The organism is Streptomyces sp. NPDC014907, assembly GCF_055562975.1.
In genome coordinates this window covers 2,842-18,428 of sequence record NZ_JBVHEG010000010.1, presented here as the reverse complement: position 1 = coordinate 18,428, position 15,587 = coordinate 2,842, and the positions used below count along the sequence as shown (strand labels likewise).

Below are 15,587 nucleotides of genomic sequence, written 5' to 3'. Positions count from 1 at the left end.
TTCTGCTCCTGGGGGAATCAGTGCCGGCCGGCGATCTGCGGGCCTGTGTCCACTGTCCGGCCGACGGCCGGGGCCCGGGAAGGTCGGGCTGCTTCCTGGGAAGGATCTCTCCCAGGCAGAGCTTTTCCCTCGGTGCCATGCTGGAGGAATGGCTGATTCCGCGCATCTTCGTGAGCTCGGTGAGTTCCTCAAGCATCGCCGTGGTGAACTCACACCGGCGCAGGTCGGGCTTCCCGAGCGCACCCACACCCAGCGCCGCGTGCGGGGACTGCGCCGCGAGGAAGTGGCCGAGCTCGCCACCATCAGCACCGACTACTACGTACGCATCGAGCAGGGCCGACTGGCACCGTCGCCGCCGGTACTCGAGTCCCTCGCGCGGGAACTACGGCTGGACGCCGACCAGAGGACGTACGTGGAAGGACTGGTCGACCAGGCCGCGCGCGCCGGACACCGCAAGACGCCGCGCCGGTCCCCGCGCCCCAAAGTGCACCCGCACCTGACCCGGCTGCTCGGCCAGCTCACCGGCACCCCCGCCATCGTCTTCGGCCCACGCCTCGACATCCTCGCCTGGAACCCACTGGCAGCACAGCTGCTGTGCGACTTCTCGGCCGTGCCCGAGCCCGAGCGCAACTACGTCCGCATGGTCTTCACCGACCCGGTGATGCGCGACATCTACCCGGACTGGGAGGACGTGGCCCGCACCTGCGTCGAAGTCCTGCGGATGGAAGCCGGAACGAATCCGACGGACCCGGCCCTCACAGCCCTGGTGGGCGAGCTGGCCGTCGCCGATCAGCAATTCCGGGTCTGGTGGGCCGAGCACCGCGTCGCGCACCAGGACTTCGGCAGCAAACGCATCACCCACTCCCGCGTCGGCGAACTCACCCTCGACTGGGACACCTTCCGCTACGCCGGCGCACCAGAACAGCAACTCGTGCTCTGGTCGGCCGAACCCGGCACCCCCGACGCGGAACGACTGGCCGGCCTGGCCCACGGCACGGCCCGGAGTCCGCAACCTTCGTGACCATCACTGCGACTGATCTTTTCGAGGAGCAGCGAACCGTCGCCACTTTCGATGCGTCCCCCAACATCGTTCCACGGTGTTTCGCTGCCTGTAAGCAGCCTTGTCGAAGCCGGGCGGCCTCCCGCCGTGGCGGCCTCGGCGCTTTCGGTTGGCTATCTGGTCGGACGGCTGGGGGATGACCGTCCGGACGCCGCGTCCGCGGAGGTGGTCACGGATCGCGCGGGAGGAACAGGCTTGGTCCGCCAGGACCATGGCCGGTCTCGCCCGAGGTCGCCCCAGTGGGCGAGGCACCCGGATCGTGGCCATGACCGGTTCAAATGCGGGAGCGTCACCTGCCTGCCCGGGAGCTGGCGCGAAAGCGAGAGGCCGGCAGTGGTCATCCGCGGCCACGTGGGCCTTGGTGGTCAGCCCACCACGGGACCGGCCGGGGGCATGGTCTTCCGGCTCGCCGTCCAGAGCCCCTTTTTGCGGGCGCCGGCAGCGTGCTGATGGGCGCGGACAATGGTTGAGCCGACCGCGACGACCCGACCGAGATCCCCCTCGGCGTCCGCTTGGGCGAGCAGAGCGGTGAACACCCGCGCCCAGGTGCCGTCGAGCGCCCATTTTCGCAAGCGGGTGTAGACGCCCTTCCACGAACCGAACCCCGAAAGGGACGCCCTGGACATCTCCACCACACCGGAGGTCTTCGCCATGATCAAGACCCCCGCGTGTCAACAACGCTCGTGATCAATGCGTGCGGCTTCACCGCCGCCGCCGGATCCACCTCGAACAGGCCGTCCCCGCCAGACATGCCGCGTCTCTCCCATGAGGAAGATCACGAACAAAAAGCGGCGCCGGGCTCAATTGCCTGATCGAATGTCAAGATCCGCGGACAGCGCCGCATAGATGTACTCGCTGCCCCAGCGATCCCCGTCGAGGTCGTTCTCGACCAGGTGCGCCTCCCGGCGCATCCCGAGGCGCTCACAGACCCGCACAGACGCGGTGTTCTCCACATCCAGCCGTGCGTAGAGCCGGTGCACGCCCAGCGTGTCGAAGGCAAACCCGGCCAGTGCCGCGGCCGCCTCGGTCGCGTAGCCGTGCCCCTGGTGACCGGGGTCGAGGGTCCAGCCGATCTCGGCCTGGGCGGCGCGGGCATCGGCCAGGGCGAGGCTCACCTCGCCCATGACGCCGGGCTCGTCGCGTCGGCAGACAGCGAGTGCCAGTTTGTCCCCGTCGGAGCGCCAGGCCGTCTGCGCCGCGCGCTCGGCGGCAACCTGCTCGCTGCGCTCACGCGTGTGCGCCGGCCGGTACAGGTAGCGCGCCACGCTCGGCAGGCTCTGGTAGGCGTACAGGTCGTCGGCGTCGCCGGGAGCGAACAGACGCAGCGACAACCGGGACGTGGTCAACGGCAGCAGCGAGACGACGTCCATGCGGACCTCCGGGACGCGGATGTGGATCAAGTCGCGGACTGATTTTCGCATCGCGACTGCCCGACAGCCACGCCTTTCCAAGAGCGGCGCTCGGCAGCCGCACTTCACCACGCGGCGCGGCATCCCAGGACTTGTCTACTGACCCACGCTCCTGGGTCCGACCCGGCGATGTGGGGGATCGTGGGCGACGAGAGGGGCCGGCGGGTGAGCGAGACACCGCCGAACACCCTGCAGCACCGCGTCGACGGGCCGGAACAGGCCCCGGTCCTTGTCCCGGGGCCCCCTCCCCGGGCGCCACGTTCCACAGGTCGTAGGACCCTTCCAGGACAGTCCACACAGTCCATGAAGAGCGCATGCCGCAGGGTGCGCGGCGCTCGGTCCGTCTCGCTTCGCGGGGACCGCGGCACCTCGTGACAGGACGAAGCCCCGGCCGGGAGGCGCCACCGGGCCGGGGCTTCGTCGTGTTCGGGTGCTGACGAGGCTTCGCCAAGTCGTGTCAGTCGCGAGGTACTCCCGGCCGCTGCCTCCTTCCGGCCCCTACCGGAAACAACCACACAGTGCCGTTCTGCGGCCTCGGCGGCAGTCGCCGTCGGCATGGCGCTGATCGCCCCTCCGCTTCGGAACGGGCGCATGGTTCCTCCTTCCGTCGATCCGCGCTCCTCGGACGCCGATGAGCGCGCAGTACTCGATCACGTCCTGTCGGCGCGGTTCGTCGGTGCCTCGCAACGGCGGAGACAACTGGACCGCACCGAGGTGATCGCCGCCTGGGGCCCCGGTTCCGTGGGCGTCGGCCTCCGCGTTCGGGAACCACAGGGGTGCGCCGGCGGGCGCAGTCCTCCGCCCGGATCACGGGCATGGAGAATTCCATGATTCTGGACACCGTTCCCGCCGCCGCGCGGGCGTCCCGCGTCCGGACGGTCCTCGCGCACCGGACGTCACGCGACCGTGCCGAAGCCTTGATCGGGGCGGCACCGTCGCATTCCGCGGTCGGCCGCGGGTGTCGACCGGGGAATCAGGTTCCCTGAAGTTGTCCTGAAAACGGCGATGCCCGGAGCGCGGGTGAAGTTCCCCGCATGTCATTCGTTGTGAATCGGCTCTTGGGGGTGGCGGAGGGGAGGGAGCGGTGCGGTGCGGTGCAGTGCGGTGCGGAAGTTGCCCATGTGAAATTTGCGCAGAATGCAATTCGGACACCTGTGGATTTTTCTCTTCCTTGTTCCGTGAGGGCGCGCGGAGGGAGAGGGGAGAGGGTTTGCGCAGCTCAGCTGCTCCGCATCGCCGTTCGCCACAGGTTTTGAGTGATCGGCCGGGGAGCGGATTAGTGACGGAGCAACCCGATCCGCTTGCCAGGCTCCTCTTCGGGGGCAATTCTTGGTCGTGCGAGCGGGGCGCCCCGAGAGCTGCATCGATAATGTGGCCCTTGTCGGCCGTATCCACCTGTGGATTTCGGTGTGCCGTTCCTGTCGCCGGCCGCGATTTTCCCTTCGAGGGGGTCTTCCTCTTGCCTGCCACCGAGTTCATCGACCGCGTGGGAATAAACATTCCCGATCACCTCAGTGCCAATGAGTTCCTGTCGCTGGTTCGGGAGGGGATGATCGAGAAAGAACATCTGCGGAGTTTCGCGCTGGCGGAGTTTCAGTCGCAGGAGGCGGAGTTCACCGCCTACGGCCTGCTGATCTCCCGTTTCCCGCACGAGGTCCCCGGCGGGTTCTTCTCCTTCGTCACGCGCGAGCTGATGAAGGCGCGCCGGCGCATGGTGACCGGGCTCGCGCCCGCGCTGGGCATGTCGGTCGACCGGATGCGCCGGGAGCCCCGGCGGGAGGCGGTACGGCGGTTCACCGAGTTCATCTCGTGGGTCGCCCTGCACGCCGGAGCGGGAGAAGCGGCCCTCCTGGCCCGTACCGACTTCACGCTGTGGTGCAACTCCTGCGCGGTCCTCGCCGACGTCCTCGCCGAGACGGAACAGGTGCCGGAAGCCATGGTGGCGTACGTCGACGCCTACCGGGACAACCCGCCGGAGGTGGCGGACGGCGTCCTGGAGGTCATCGAGTACGGCAGGGGGCATCACGAACCCGACGAATGGATCACCCGCAGCGCGGTGCGGATGGAACCGGCGCTGCGGGACTGGTGGCGAGCGGTCGCCGCGCTCGACTGAACGGCTCCGCACCACGACCGGACCGGAGAAGGACACAAGGCCGTACAGGGGAGTGACATGGGCCGCGAAGTCGGTCGGGTGACGTTCACGGAGCAGGACCACGCACGGTTCCGGTCCCGCCTGGCAGAGTGCGTTTCCTCGCTGGGGAAAGCGGTGACGGACCCCGGTTTCGGGGCGGCTCCGCCCACGCTGGGGGCCGAGCTCGAATTCTCCCTCATCGGGCCGGACGGCCGTCCGGCCCCGGTGAACGCGGCCGTCCGCGAAGCCGCCCGGGACGACTCGCTCACCCTGGAAGTGGCCCGTTTCAACCTCGAGGCGAACCTGACGCCGGTTCCGGCGCGAGGGCGCCCCTTCACCGCCCTGGCCGCACAGGCGGCACGGACGCTGGCGGGAACCACCGCCGCGACGCCGCGGCACCGGGGGGTCGGACCGATCCCGATCGGAACCCTGCCCACCCTGACGCCGGCCGACCTGACCGCGCGGGCCCTGACGGACCTCCCGCGCTACCACGCGCTGGAGCGGGCCTGGAGCCACCGCCGCTCCGTGCCCTTCGACCTGCCCGTGGGGGAACGGGGCCTGCTCAGGGCGGAGTCCGTGGCGGTTCAGGGCGCGGCCTGCTCCTGGCAGGTGCACCTGACGGTCGCCCCGGACCTCTTCCACCGCGCTTTCAACGCCGCCCAGCTCGCCACAGGACCGGTCCTGGCGGCCGCGGGGAACTCCCCCTTCCCGCTGGGCCGGCCCGGATGGCAGGAGGCCCGCATCCCGGTGTACGAACACGGCTTCGGCGACCGCGGCTCTCCCGGTGCCGGCACCCGGCGCCCCCGGGTCGGATTCGGTCCCGGATGGATGCGGGGCGGTCCTCTCGCGGCGTTCGAGGAGGCCGTACGCCATTACGACGTCCTGCTGCCGGAGGTCTCTCCCGCCGACGGCCACGACGCGCCCGGCGACTGGCCGGCGCTGGAGGAACTCCGCCTGCACCTGAGCACGGTGTGGTGGTGGAACCGGCCGGTGTACGACCCGCTCGGCCACCTGCGGATCGAGTTCCGGGCGCTCCCGTCCGGACCGACGCCGCTGGACATGGCCGCGAACGCCGCCTTCCTCGTCGGACTCACGCTCTTCCTGACGGCCGGCGGGCGCGACGTGGCGCGGGAACTCCCGTTCGCCCTCGCCAGGACCAATTTCTACCGCGCCGCGCGCGACGGCCTGGGCGCCTCCCTGTGGTGGCCCTCGCCCGGAACGGCGCCGCGCGAGTACGGGGCCGGAACCCTGGTCGAGGAGCTGCTGCCGAGGGCCCGGGAGGGCCTGGCACTCCTCTCGGTGGACGCCGGCGAGGCCGACGCCATGCTGGACCTGCTGCACCACCGGGTCGTGACGGGCCGTACGGGCGCGTGGTGGCAACAGCGGACGCGCGAAGCGCTGCGGCGGCGCGGCGCGGCGGACGGAGGAGCCGGACGGCCCGGACCGCCGGGCCCCCGGACCCCCGCACGCGAACGGGACTCCGCCGAACTGGCGGAACTGACGGTCCACTACGCGCGCCTCGCCGCGGGGGCCGCGCCGGTGCACACCTGGAAACCACCCGCCCTTCCCCTCCGGAGCCACCGATGAGCCCGAGCACGCCCCCGCCCGCCACCGATCTCCAGGTCGACTTCCCCTTCGACTACACCGCGCACGTCGGCGGCGGCCGACGCATGGGACGACTGCCCGAGGAGACCCCCGGGGCGCGCGTCGCCGTCGTCGGAGCCGGTGGCAGCGGGCTGGCCGCCGCCTACGAACTGCTGCGGGCCGGCTGCCACCCCGTCCTGTACGAGGCCGAGCGGAGCGCGGACGGGCCGGGTGGCCGGCGTCTGGGGGGACGCATGTACAGCCGGCGCCTCCGGGAGGAGGACAGCGCCGTCGTGGAGCTGGGCTGCATGCGCTTCCCCGACTCCGCCTCCCTGCTGCGCCAGTACGCCCGGACGTTCGGCGTCCGCCTGGAGCCGTTCCGCGACAACTACGCCGCCCCCGTCACTCCGCTGACCGTGCTGGACGTGGACGGCGTCCAGTACGCCGCCCGGGAGATCCAGGACCTGTACGACCGACACGACGGCTTCCGCGAGGCGCACACGCGCTGGCGGCGCGCCCTCGCCCGGGTCGGCCTCCCCCAGATCCAGCGGGACCTGGCCGCGCGCGACCTCACCGCGGCGCACCGCCGCTGGAACCAGGTGCTCGGCCGGTTCGAACCCTGGTCCTTCTACCGCTTCCTGCGCGAGCCCGGCGGCGCCGGCCTGAGCCACGACCAGGCACGGCTCCTGGGAACCGCGGGAGTGGGGCCCGCCGTGTGGGACTCCTTCTTCGAGATCAGCGTGATCGAGATCCTCCGGCTGCTGCTGTGCACCGAGGGGAGCGGCACCCTCTACGCGCCCGACGGCATCAGCCGGCTCGCCGAAGGATTCTGGACCTGCCCCGTCGCCGACCCACGCGGCCGGACGCGCAGCCTGGAAGCGGTCAACGAAGGGGCACCGAGGCCCGCCGTACGCCTCCTGGAGGTCGAACCGGACGCGGCGCGCGGTGTGGTGGTGCACGACGCGGACGGGCACGAGGAGCGGTTCGCGGCCGTGGTGTTCACCCCGCAACTGCGCCTGCTGGAGACCGGGGTCGAGGTGCGTTCCACCGTCCCCGGCGTTCCCGTGTTCGGCCCCCGGCTGTGGAGGGCCGTCCGCCGCCTCTCCTACTGGCAGTCCGCCAAGACCGCCCTCGTGGTCGAGCGGCCGTTCTGGGAGGCGACGACCATGGACGGGGTCACCCTCACCGACCGGCTGCCACGGGCCGCCTACACCATGGACTACGGACCCGCGCGCGGCCCCGGGGGCCGCCGGGGCGTGCTCGACCTCAGCTTCAGCTGGGCCCAGGACGCGGTGAAGGTCGCCCCTTCCGGCCTGGAGGAGAGGGTCGCCCTCTTCGTCCGCGACCTCGCGGCCGTCCACCCCGGCATGGCGGACGAACTGCGCGCCCAGGCCCGTGCGGGGGAGGCGGTGACGGTGTCGTGGGAGAACGAGAAGAACTTCCGCGGCCTGTGCCGCTGGTCCTGTCCGGGCGACTACCCCTACCAGCGGGACCTCTTCGCCCACTTCCTCAAGGACTTCACCGGGACACCGGCCGTACCGGGCGAACCGCCGAACGCCCTCTACCTGGCCGGCGACGACACCTCCTGGTCGCCGGGCTGGCTCGATCACGCCCTCGCCTCGGGCCTCAACGCCGCCTGGGGGGTCCTGCGCCGGCTCGGTGCCCGCCCCGAACCCGGCAACCCGGGGCCGGGCGACGTCTGGGGCGATCCCCGTTACACGCCGCTCCTCGCTCCCTGAAGCGCTCCGACGGCACCGCCCGGCCCACGCCGCCCGCAGGCCGCCCCCCGTACCCGTCCCGCCGTGTCCACCGATCCGGAGGCATTCGTGCGCACACCCCCCGACCGGGAGATCCTGCTGCGTCCCGACCGCGTGTGGGACGCGGTCGCGGACGCCCCCGTCGAAGGACTCTCCGTCCTCCTGAGGGACGGCCGTGTCGCGGCCGTCGCCCACGACCTCGTTCCGGGACCGGAGGCGGACGTCCTCGACATGCCCGGCTGCACGCTGCTGCCCGGATTCATCGACTGCCACGTCCACCTGCTCGACGAAAGCGCGGAGACCGGACCCGCCGCGTACCAGACCCTCACCGCCGTACCCGTCCTGCGCACGCTGCTGCACAACGGTTTCACCACCGTCCGGGACCTCGGCAGCGCCCACCTGCCCCTCAACGTGTCGCTGCGCGACGCGGTCGAGGACGGCCTGATCGAGGGACCGCGCATCCTCGCGGCCCCCAACATCCTGTCCCCGCCCGGCGGTCACGGCGACAAGAAGCCCGACCTCGCCCAGCGCTACGGACACCGGATCGGAACCCTGGCCCAGGGCGTCGAGGGACTGCGCCGCGCGGTGCGCGAGCAGTCCCGCGCGGGAGCCGACTGGATCAAGTTCGCCGGCGGCGGCGGATTCTCCTCACCGGTGGACAGCCCCACCAGCACCTCCTACTCGCGCGTCGAGGTGGAGACCATCGTCGCCACCGCCGACGACCTCGGCCTGCCCTGCGCGGCCCACGTCTTCACCGACCGCGCCGTCCTGCGGGCCGTCGCCGCGGGGGTGCGCAGCGTGGAACACGGCTGCTTCGCCACCCCGCCCACCTACCGGGCGATGGAGGAGGCGGGCACGTTCCTGGTGCCCACCCACTACGTCCAGACCCGCTTCCTCGACCGGATCGACGACGACGCCTTCTGGGACGACTCCACCGCCCTCGTCCGCGAGAACTACCGGAAACACGCCGAGGCGCTGCGCGAAGGACTCCTCCGGCCCGCCCGGACGGACGTGAAGACGGCGTTCGGGACCGACGCCGGGATGTTCCCGCACGCCGAGAACTGGCGCGAGTTCCCCACCCTGATGGACCACGGGTACACCGCCCTGCGCGCCCTGCGGGCGGCCACGAGCGTCGCGGCCGACCTCCTCGGCCGGCCCGACCTGGGCACCCTCACCCCCGGGGCCGCCGCCGACCTCGTCGCCCTCGAAGGCGATCCGTTCCGGGACATCACCGCCGTCGGCCGCGTGCGGCACGTGATCCAGCGGGGGCGCCCGGTGGTCCGGGAACCGGCCACGATCACGCCGGGCGCGCGTCCCGCCCCGGCCCTTCCCTCCCCCTCCGCACCGGCAAAGGAGAACCCCGTGGAACCCGAACAGCTCGTCGAAGCGACGAAACCGGACGTCGAACGGTTCGTCAGCGGCAACCGGCTCGTCGAACTGGCGCGGTCCGGTCGGATCCGTCCCGAGCACTTCAGGAGGATCCTGCTGGCCGAGTACCAGTGCCAGGAGGCCGAACTGTCCACCTACGCCCTCCTGGTGGCCCGGCACCGCCACGAGATACCGGCCACCATGTTCTCGTTCGTCCAGCACACCATCGCCACCGCGCGCGGCCTGCTGCGCGAGGCGGCTCCGTCCGTCGGCGTCTCCGGTCCCGACATCCCGCCGGTGCCGGTCGACCAGGGGCTCTTCCGCGTGGTGCGCGACCTGACCTGGATGGGCACCCAGGCCGGCCCCGCCGAAGCCGCCCTCTACCTCCACACGGACCTCTCGACCTGGTGCACGCTCTTCTCCCGCATCGTCGACGCCTCCCGGGAGCTGCCGGACGCCCCGCGCCCCGTCCTCACCTACATGGAGTCCTGGGGCGACCGGCCACCTCCGGAGGTCGCCGAAGGAACCCTGGAGGTCCTCGAGTACGGTCTGGCCCGTGGGGAGGAGCCCGCGCGCATCCTCCACACCGCCCGGCAGCTCGGGGCGCTCGTCGACCCGTACTGGAACTACGTCGACGGCGGTTGAAGAGGGGACGCGTCCGCCGGGAGCATCCCACCGGCCCGCGTGCCGCCCCCCGCACGGCGCTCGTCGCCCTCCACCCGCGCGGTCCTCCGCCACGACCCCGAGCGGCGCGGCTTCACGAGCGACAACTGCTCGGGCGCCCACCCGGAGGTCTTCTCCGCACTGCTCCTCGCGAACGGGGGGCACCAGGGGGCCTACGGGCAGGACGGCTACACCGCCCGCCTGAAGGACACCTTCCGCCGCCATTTCGGACCCGCCGCCGAGGTCTTCCCGGTCTTCAACGGCACCGGAGCGAACGTCGTCGCGCTGCAGGCCGTCACGAGCCGGTGGGGTGCGGTCGTCTGCGCCGAGCGGGCCCACGTGAACCAGGAGGAGGGAGGAGGGCCGGAACACGTCGCGGGACTGAAACTGCTCGGAGTCCCCTCCGCGGACGGGAAGATCGGGCCCCGGGCGGTGGAAGCCCTGCTGGAGGCTTCGGTGGACGAGCACAGCGCCCGGCCGCAGGTTCTTTCCCTGACCCAGGCCACGGAACGGGGAACCTGCTACACCCCGGAGGAGGTCCGCGATCTCGCCGCGCGCGCCCACGCGCACGGTCTCGCCGTGCACATGGACGGGGCACGCCTCGCGAACGCGGCCGCGTCCCTGGGCGTCCCCCTGTCGGCCTGCACGACGGACGCGGGGGTGGACGTCCTGTCCTTCGGCGGTACCAAGAACGGTCTCCTCTTCGGCGAGTGCGTGGTGGTCCTCGACCCGTCCCGTGTCTCGGGCACGGCCCGCCTGCGCAAGCGCACCACGCAGCTCGCCTCCAAGATGCGCTTCCTCTCCGTCCAGTTCGAGGCGCTTCTCGGCGGAGACCTGTGGCACCGCAACGCGGCTCACGCGAACGCCATGGCGGAACGCCTGGGCTCCCTCCTCGCAGGGGTGGAAGGGGTGACGGTCGTCCGGCCGGTCGAGGCCAACTCCGTGTTCGTCGTCCTCCCCGGAACCGTCCTGGCCGCGCTTTCCGGACGGTACGACCTCCGCCCCGACGAAAAGAACCGGAACGAAGTGCGCCTGATGTGTTCGTTCGACACCACGGAAGAGGACGTCCGGGACTTCGCCGCGGCAGTGGCGCGGGCGGTCGACGCGCGGGGCAAGGGTTCCCGCCGGCCGTAGGGCCGGGAACGGGCGCCGGGCGGGGAATCGCCCGGCGCCCGCCACGGGAGGCGTCATCCGGCCGACGGGGACCGGCGTCATCCGGCCGGCTCCCTCCCGTCGCCCTCGTCCGGTGCCACGGGGGCGGGGGCGAGGATGCCCGGTGGTGGCGTTCGCCTGCGGCTCGTCTCCGTCCGCGCGGAGAACGCGCCCTGGGCCGGATCGTGCGGATACGCCCGCGCTTCGGCCCGCGCACCCAGGGGTACGACGCGGGCCGTGCCAGTCGCGGGGTACTCCGCGACAGCCCGCGCTGTCCTCGTTCGATTCCCACAGGCCCAGAAGCGCCTCCGGGTGTCGCGTAAGCATCTGCTGCTCCTTCCGGGGCTCTGGCCCCGAAGCCGAGCCAGAGCCCCGGACCTGGAACCGGATGTCCTCGAGAGCGGCCTTTCCGCCATCGGTAAAAACCCCGCTGTTTTTACTGATCGTTTCCGAATGAGGTGCGGAGCCGTCGCCAGCAGATGATGCCGCAGGCGGGTCGAAGCGGTGCGGGACGGAGGCCGGCTCGTGTCTCGCGGCGGTCGGTGCACTTCTGCTCGGCGAGCCACTCGGCGAAGCCCGCCCGGCGGCCGGGCGGTCGGACAGGTCGCGGTCGTCCTGGTGACCGCAGGCGTGGTGGAACGGCCGGATGGTCTTCACGGTCACGAGGGTTCTCCCCCGGAGCTCGTGACACGGTCTTGTTGAATGGTCCTGGCCGGCCGTGACCGGTGTGTCGATTCGGCCGTTCGGGATGGCGTGACTTCCCGGCCGTGGATCGTGGACGATGACTTGCGGGCGCCGGCGCCTTCGAGCAGCCGCACCGGTTCCTGCTCGCCGAGCTGAACGCTGCCGACGATCCCACCGTGGGTCTCGACGTCCCGGTCGACGATCGCGTCGTCGGCCGGGATCTCCCGGTGTTTCCGCCGGAAGGCGTTGGCGTCGCGGGCTGCCCCGGCGCCGGTGAGGGCCGCGAGGTGCCGGGCGGCCCCGTCGAACCGGATCTCGAGGAGCGCCGGGATGTCGTCCTCGGTCAGGGACGCGGCGAGATGCCGCCGGTCACGTCGTCGGTCCTCACGCATTACGCCTTCGTGCCGGACGGAACGGCCGGTCGTCCCCCACCGGAACCGAGCCTCCGCGGGCGAACCGTCCGACGGCTCACACCCCTTTCACGGGGCACCCCTCAGGACCCCGTTCCGGCGGGTCCGCCCACGACCGTGAGCAGGTCCACGACGAAGACCAGCGTCGAGCCCGCCGGGATCAGCGGAGAGGGCGACTGCCTGCCGTAACCGAGGCGCGGGGGAACGACGATCTCGCGTCGGCCGCCGGCCCTCATCCCCCTCACCCCCCGGTCCAGTCCCTTGACGGCCTTGCCGCCGCCCACGGCGAACTTGAACGGCCGGTCCTGCTCCCAGGAGGAGTCGAACTCCTTCCCGGAGGCGAACGCGACCCCCACGTAGTGGACCCGGACGACCCTGCCCGGCCGCGCCTCGGGCCCGTCCCCGATCACCAGGTCCCGGACGGTCAGGTCGGTGGGCGGGTCGCCCTCCGGGGCCTCGGCCACGGGCTTCGTCGGTTCGCTCATCGCGGTCCCCTCGCACGGACGGCCGCACGGACCTTCCCCGCGGCAGGCGCTCACGCTACCCGCGACGCCCGCGCTCGGCGTCGGCCGGGAGCGCGGCCGGCGGTACGGGCTCCCGCCGCGTCCGCGCCTCCCGCGCGGTGCGGGCAGCGTTCGCGGCCGTCCCGCGCGGACCAGCCGAAGTCGGCCGGGGCGAGGACCGGGCCCTCCGGTTCGTCGCGGACGGCCTCGCGGTAGGCCCGGACGGCCTCCAGGCAGGGGGTGGTACACCTCGTGGAAGGCGGGGTCCGCGATCCCGGCGCCCGCGGCGACCCGCTCCGGGTCGGAGGAGGGACGCCGGTTGGGCGGGGTCCGAGACGAAGGAGGCCCGGCGTCGACCCCCTCCGTCCGTGCGGAGAACGCGCCCCGGGCCGGATCGTGCGGATCCGCCCGCGCTTCGGCCCGCGCACCCAGGGGTACGACGGGGGCCGTACCCGACAGGGCAAGACCCGGCGCGACATCGTCCGGTGCCTCGAACGTCACGCTGCTCGTGAGGTGTTCCACCCGGTCAGGACCACCCCTTCGTATCCGTCGCCATAGGGGCTGTGACAGGACGAAGCCCCGACAAGGACCACGGTGCGCCGCGCTGCATGCCCCGCCCTGCCCACCGCAGGCCCGGGCTCCGAAGACCGGGGCTGCGACGATCCCGACAGGGCATCGGGGCCCCGGTGCGAACCCCCGGGGGGCGAATCGTGTGTGGTCCGGGAATTCTCTGCAGGCGTGGCGGGCGGAGGTGTCGTGATTCCCGGTGGCCCGGTAGCCGGTTGGTGGAAGCAGGAGGTCTTGTTTCGAAGTGACGGTTCTGCTCATGAGTGGAGTGGCGCTCTCACCATTTGGGCGGCGGAGATTGAGACAGATTTGTAGGCCGTCGAGGCGGGAGGACGTCCTTCGCGCCGTTCTTGGAGGCGAATGCCGAATCGATTCTTTGATCGTCGAAGGGCCGCTTGAGATGAAGTACGCCATTTTTTGATCCCTTCGGCCAGGGCGCCGGGCGGCTCCTCCGCCGTTTCCCTGGCCGAATGATTGCGTTCAAGCGCTCCGCGTTCCGGCAGGAGGAATCGCGGCTCTGCCCGATGGGGAGTTCTCCGCACGAGACATCGCTTCCTGCCGCCGATACAGAGGAACCGCCCCCATGAGCACGCCCGCTCCCGCCCGCACCCCCCTGGCCACCAACCGGGCGCCGGACGACACCCTCCTCGTCTGGGACGAGGCCCGCTGGGAGGCCATGGTCGGCACCTGGACCGACCTGCCCGGCGCCACCATCCACCTGGAGATCGGGCAGGGTGCCGCCTCGTACGGGGCGATCTTCGTGGCGACGTTCAGTGCCGAGGCCCTCGCCTCCCACCCCGATCACAACGCGGTCGTCAACGCCACCGTGTTCTTCGGCAACGACCAGGCCGCCCCGGTCAGCACCAACCACCGGTTCGTGACGGCCCGGGGCAACCCGGAGTGGTCCTCCCACACCCTGATCCGTGTCGCCGAGTTCCAGCCGGCCTTCCCCAAACGCGACGTCACCGCCCGCGTGAAGGTAAAGGCATCGACCGGCACGACGGCGGGTTTCCAGAACTGGGTCCTGAGGATCGACCGGTACAACCTCTGACCGGACGCCCGTGCCTCCGGCCGGTGACCCGGCGCGCCGGGAACCACCACCCGGCCCGGTCCTTTCCCGCCCGGGGCAGGAGCGGGCACGGGATCCGCGGCCGGGGACGGCCACGGAACGCACCGGCTCACCGCGGTACGGCGTGCCCCGACGACGCGCGTCGCGCGGATCACTCAGGAGCGGCCCTTCCCGCCGGTGCTCCTGTGGGCGCTCCTGCGCGTTTCAAAAGACGGAACGAAGCATTCTGCGGCGGGGCGGACGAAGGGACGACGATGAGCACCACCCACGCGGAGCCCACCGGTGAGAAGGGCTTCGCTCCTCCGATCAGCACGGTCGCCGGGACCGGGGCCGGCGGATTCGAAGGGGACGAAGGGCCCGCCACCTCGGCCCGGTTGAACTATCCGTACGGGATCGCGCTGGACGGCGCCGGCACCCTCTACTTCTCCGACCACGGCAATCACCGGGTCCGGAAGATCACGGCCGACGGGACGATCAGCACGGTCGCGGGGACCGGAACCGCAGGTCCACGGGGAGACGACGGCCCCGCCGCCTCGGCGGAACTGAACTGGCCGCGGGACGTGGCGGTGGACGGCGCGGGCAACCTCTACATCGCCGACAGCAACAACAACCGGGTCCGGAAGGTCGCGGTGGACGGGACGATCAGCACGGTCGCCGGGACGGGCAGGACGGGTTTCGGCGGTGACGGCGGCCCCGCCACCGCCGCCCAGTTGAACGTCCCGTTCGGGCTCGCGGTGGACGGCGACGGCACCCTCTACGTCGCCGAGTACAACAGTCACCGGGTCCGGAAGATCACGGCCGACGGACAGATCAGCACGGTCGCGGGGACCAGGACCGCGGGCTCCGAGGGGGACGGCGGGCCGGCGGCCTCGGCCCGGCTGAACCGCCCCCAGGCCCTGGCGGTGGACCGCGCGGGCAACCTCTACGTCGCCGACAGCAGCAACAACCGGGTCCGGAAGGTCGCGGCGGACGGGACGATCAGCACGGTCGCCGGGACCGGGGCGGCGGACTTCGGCGGTGAGGACGGCCCGGCCACTGCCGCTCCGCTGAACAATCCGGTGGGGCTCGCCGTGGACCGCGCGGGCAACCTCTACGTCGCCGACAGCAGCAACAACCGGGTCCGGAAGGTCGCGGTGGACGGGACGATCAGCACGGTCGCCGGGACCGGGGCGGCGGACTTCGGCGGTGAGGACGGCCCGGCCACTGCCGCTCCGCTGAACAATCCGGTGG

The 15,587-nt window shown here is 71.8% G+C and carries 11 protein-coding genes and 1 pseudogene; 8 read left to right on the top strand and 4 right to left on the bottom strand.

The genetic code is table 11. From position 1 onward, the window contains the following. Window positions 1-148 precede the first annotated feature (148 nt). Complete coding sequence (locus tag ACZ3IL_RS23240) at window positions 149-1,021, top strand: helix-turn-helix domain-containing protein (protein WP_467392951.1); 873 nt, start codon at window positions 149-151, stop codon at window positions 1,019-1,021. 30 nt (window positions 1,022-1,051) lie between these two features. Here ACZ3IL_RS23240 and ACZ3IL_RS23235 read toward each other — a convergent pair. Further along, a pseudogene (locus tag ACZ3IL_RS23235) lies at window positions 1,052-1,662 on the bottom strand (IS5 family transposase); the annotation flags it as partial. A gap of 198 nt (window positions 1,663-1,860) precedes the next feature. Continuing rightward, a complete protein-coding gene (locus ACZ3IL_RS23230) occupies window positions 1,861-2,430 on the bottom strand; it encodes a GNAT family N-acetyltransferase (RefSeq protein WP_467392949.1) in 570 nt (189 codons plus the stop codon). Window positions 2,431-4,018: 1,588 nt separating this feature from the next. Between ACZ3IL_RS23230 and ACZ3IL_RS23225 the strand changes: the two genes are divergently transcribed. The 5 genes from ACZ3IL_RS23225 to ACZ3IL_RS23205 all read left to right on the top strand — a co-directional run bounded on the left by ACZ3IL_RS23225 (window position 4,019) and on the right by ACZ3IL_RS23205 (window position 11,106). Continuing rightward, window positions 4,019-4,582 carry a hypothetical protein gene (locus ACZ3IL_RS23225; RefSeq protein ID WP_467392947.1) on the top strand — a complete coding sequence of 188 codons (564 nt, stop codon included), beginning with the start codon at window positions 4,019-4,021 and terminating at the stop codon, window positions 4,580-4,582. 153 nt (window positions 4,583-4,735) lie between these two features. Beyond that, complete coding sequence (locus ACZ3IL_RS23220) at window positions 4,736-6,187, top strand: glutamate-cysteine ligase family protein (protein ID WP_467392945.1); 1,452 nt, start codon at window positions 4,736-4,738, stop codon at window positions 6,185-6,187. Next, entirely contained in the window at window positions 6,184-7,923 is a 1,740-nt protein-coding gene (locus tag ACZ3IL_RS23215; RefSeq protein ID WP_467392943.1) for a flavin monoamine oxidase family protein, read from the top strand. Before ACZ3IL_RS23220 ends, ACZ3IL_RS23215 begins: the two co-directional genes overlap by 4 nt. Window positions 7,924-8,010: 87 nt before the next feature. Continuing rightward, on the top strand, window positions 8,011-9,954 hold the full coding sequence (locus ACZ3IL_RS23210) for a metal-dependent hydrolase family protein (RefSeq protein WP_467392941.1): 1,944 nt from the start codon (window positions 8,011-8,013) through the stop codon (window positions 9,952-9,954). A gap of 39 nt (window positions 9,955-9,993) precedes the next feature. Beyond that, window positions 9,994-11,106 carry a threonine aldolase family protein gene (locus ACZ3IL_RS23205; RefSeq protein ID WP_467392939.1) on the top strand — a complete coding sequence of 371 codons (1,113 nt, stop codon included), beginning with the start codon at window positions 9,994-9,996 and terminating at the stop codon, window positions 11,104-11,106. A gap of 677 nt (window positions 11,107-11,783) precedes the next feature. On the opposite strand, the gene ACZ3IL_RS23200 is transcribed toward ACZ3IL_RS23205, so the two are convergent. Next, window positions 11,784-12,200 (bottom strand): hypothetical protein, encoded by a 417-nt coding sequence (locus ACZ3IL_RS23200; RefSeq protein ID WP_467392937.1) that lies wholly within the window; start codon window positions 12,198-12,200, stop codon window positions 11,784-11,786. A 101-nt stretch (window positions 12,201-12,301) separates the two neighbouring features. Next, window positions 12,302-12,703 carry an FKBP-type peptidyl-prolyl cis-trans isomerase gene (locus ACZ3IL_RS23195; protein WP_467392935.1) on the bottom strand — a complete coding sequence of 134 codons (402 nt, stop codon included), beginning with the start codon at window positions 12,701-12,703 and terminating at the stop codon, window positions 12,302-12,304. Between the two features lie 1,168 nt (window positions 12,704-13,871). On the opposite strand from ACZ3IL_RS23195, the gene ACZ3IL_RS23190 reads away from it, so the two are divergent. Further along, a complete protein-coding gene (locus ACZ3IL_RS23190; RefSeq protein WP_467392933.1) occupies window positions 13,872-14,339 on the top strand; it encodes a hypothetical protein in 468 nt (155 codons plus the stop codon). 272 nt (window positions 14,340-14,611) lie between these two features. Then, window positions 14,612-15,587, top strand: a 976-nt coding sequence (locus ACZ3IL_RS23185) for an NHL repeat-containing protein (RefSeq protein ID WP_467392931.1), incomplete at its 3' end; no start/stop codon positions are given.

What these genes read in the sequence shown, in the direction of transcription:
- ACZ3IL_RS23240 (WP_467392951.1), top strand. Translation starts at nt 149, where the DNA reads ATGGCTGATTCCGCGCATCTTCGTGAGCTCGGTGAGTTCCTCAAGCAT.
- ACZ3IL_RS23230 (WP_467392949.1), bottom strand. Translation starts at nt 2,430, where the DNA reads ATGGACGTCGTCTCGCTGCTGCCGTTGACCACGTCCCGGTTGTCGCTG.
- ACZ3IL_RS23225 (WP_467392947.1), top strand. Translation starts at nt 4,019, where the DNA reads ATGATCGAGAAAGAACATCTGCGGAGTTTCGCGCTGGCGGAGTTTCAG.
- ACZ3IL_RS23215 (WP_467392943.1), top strand. Translation starts at nt 6,184, where the DNA reads ATGAGCCCGAGCACGCCCCCGCCCGCCACCGATCTCCAGGTCGACTTC.
- ACZ3IL_RS23200 (WP_467392937.1), bottom strand. Translation starts at nt 12,200, where the DNA reads ATGCGTGAGGACCGACGACGTGACCGGCGGCATCTCGCCGCGTCCCTG.
- ACZ3IL_RS23195 (WP_467392935.1), bottom strand. Translation starts at nt 12,703, where the DNA reads ATGAGCGAACCGACGAAGCCCGTGGCCGAGGCCCCGGAGGGCGACCCG.
- ACZ3IL_RS23190 (WP_467392933.1), top strand. Translation starts at nt 13,872, where the DNA reads ATGAGCACGCCCGCTCCCGCCCGCACCCCCCTGGCCACCAACCGGGCG.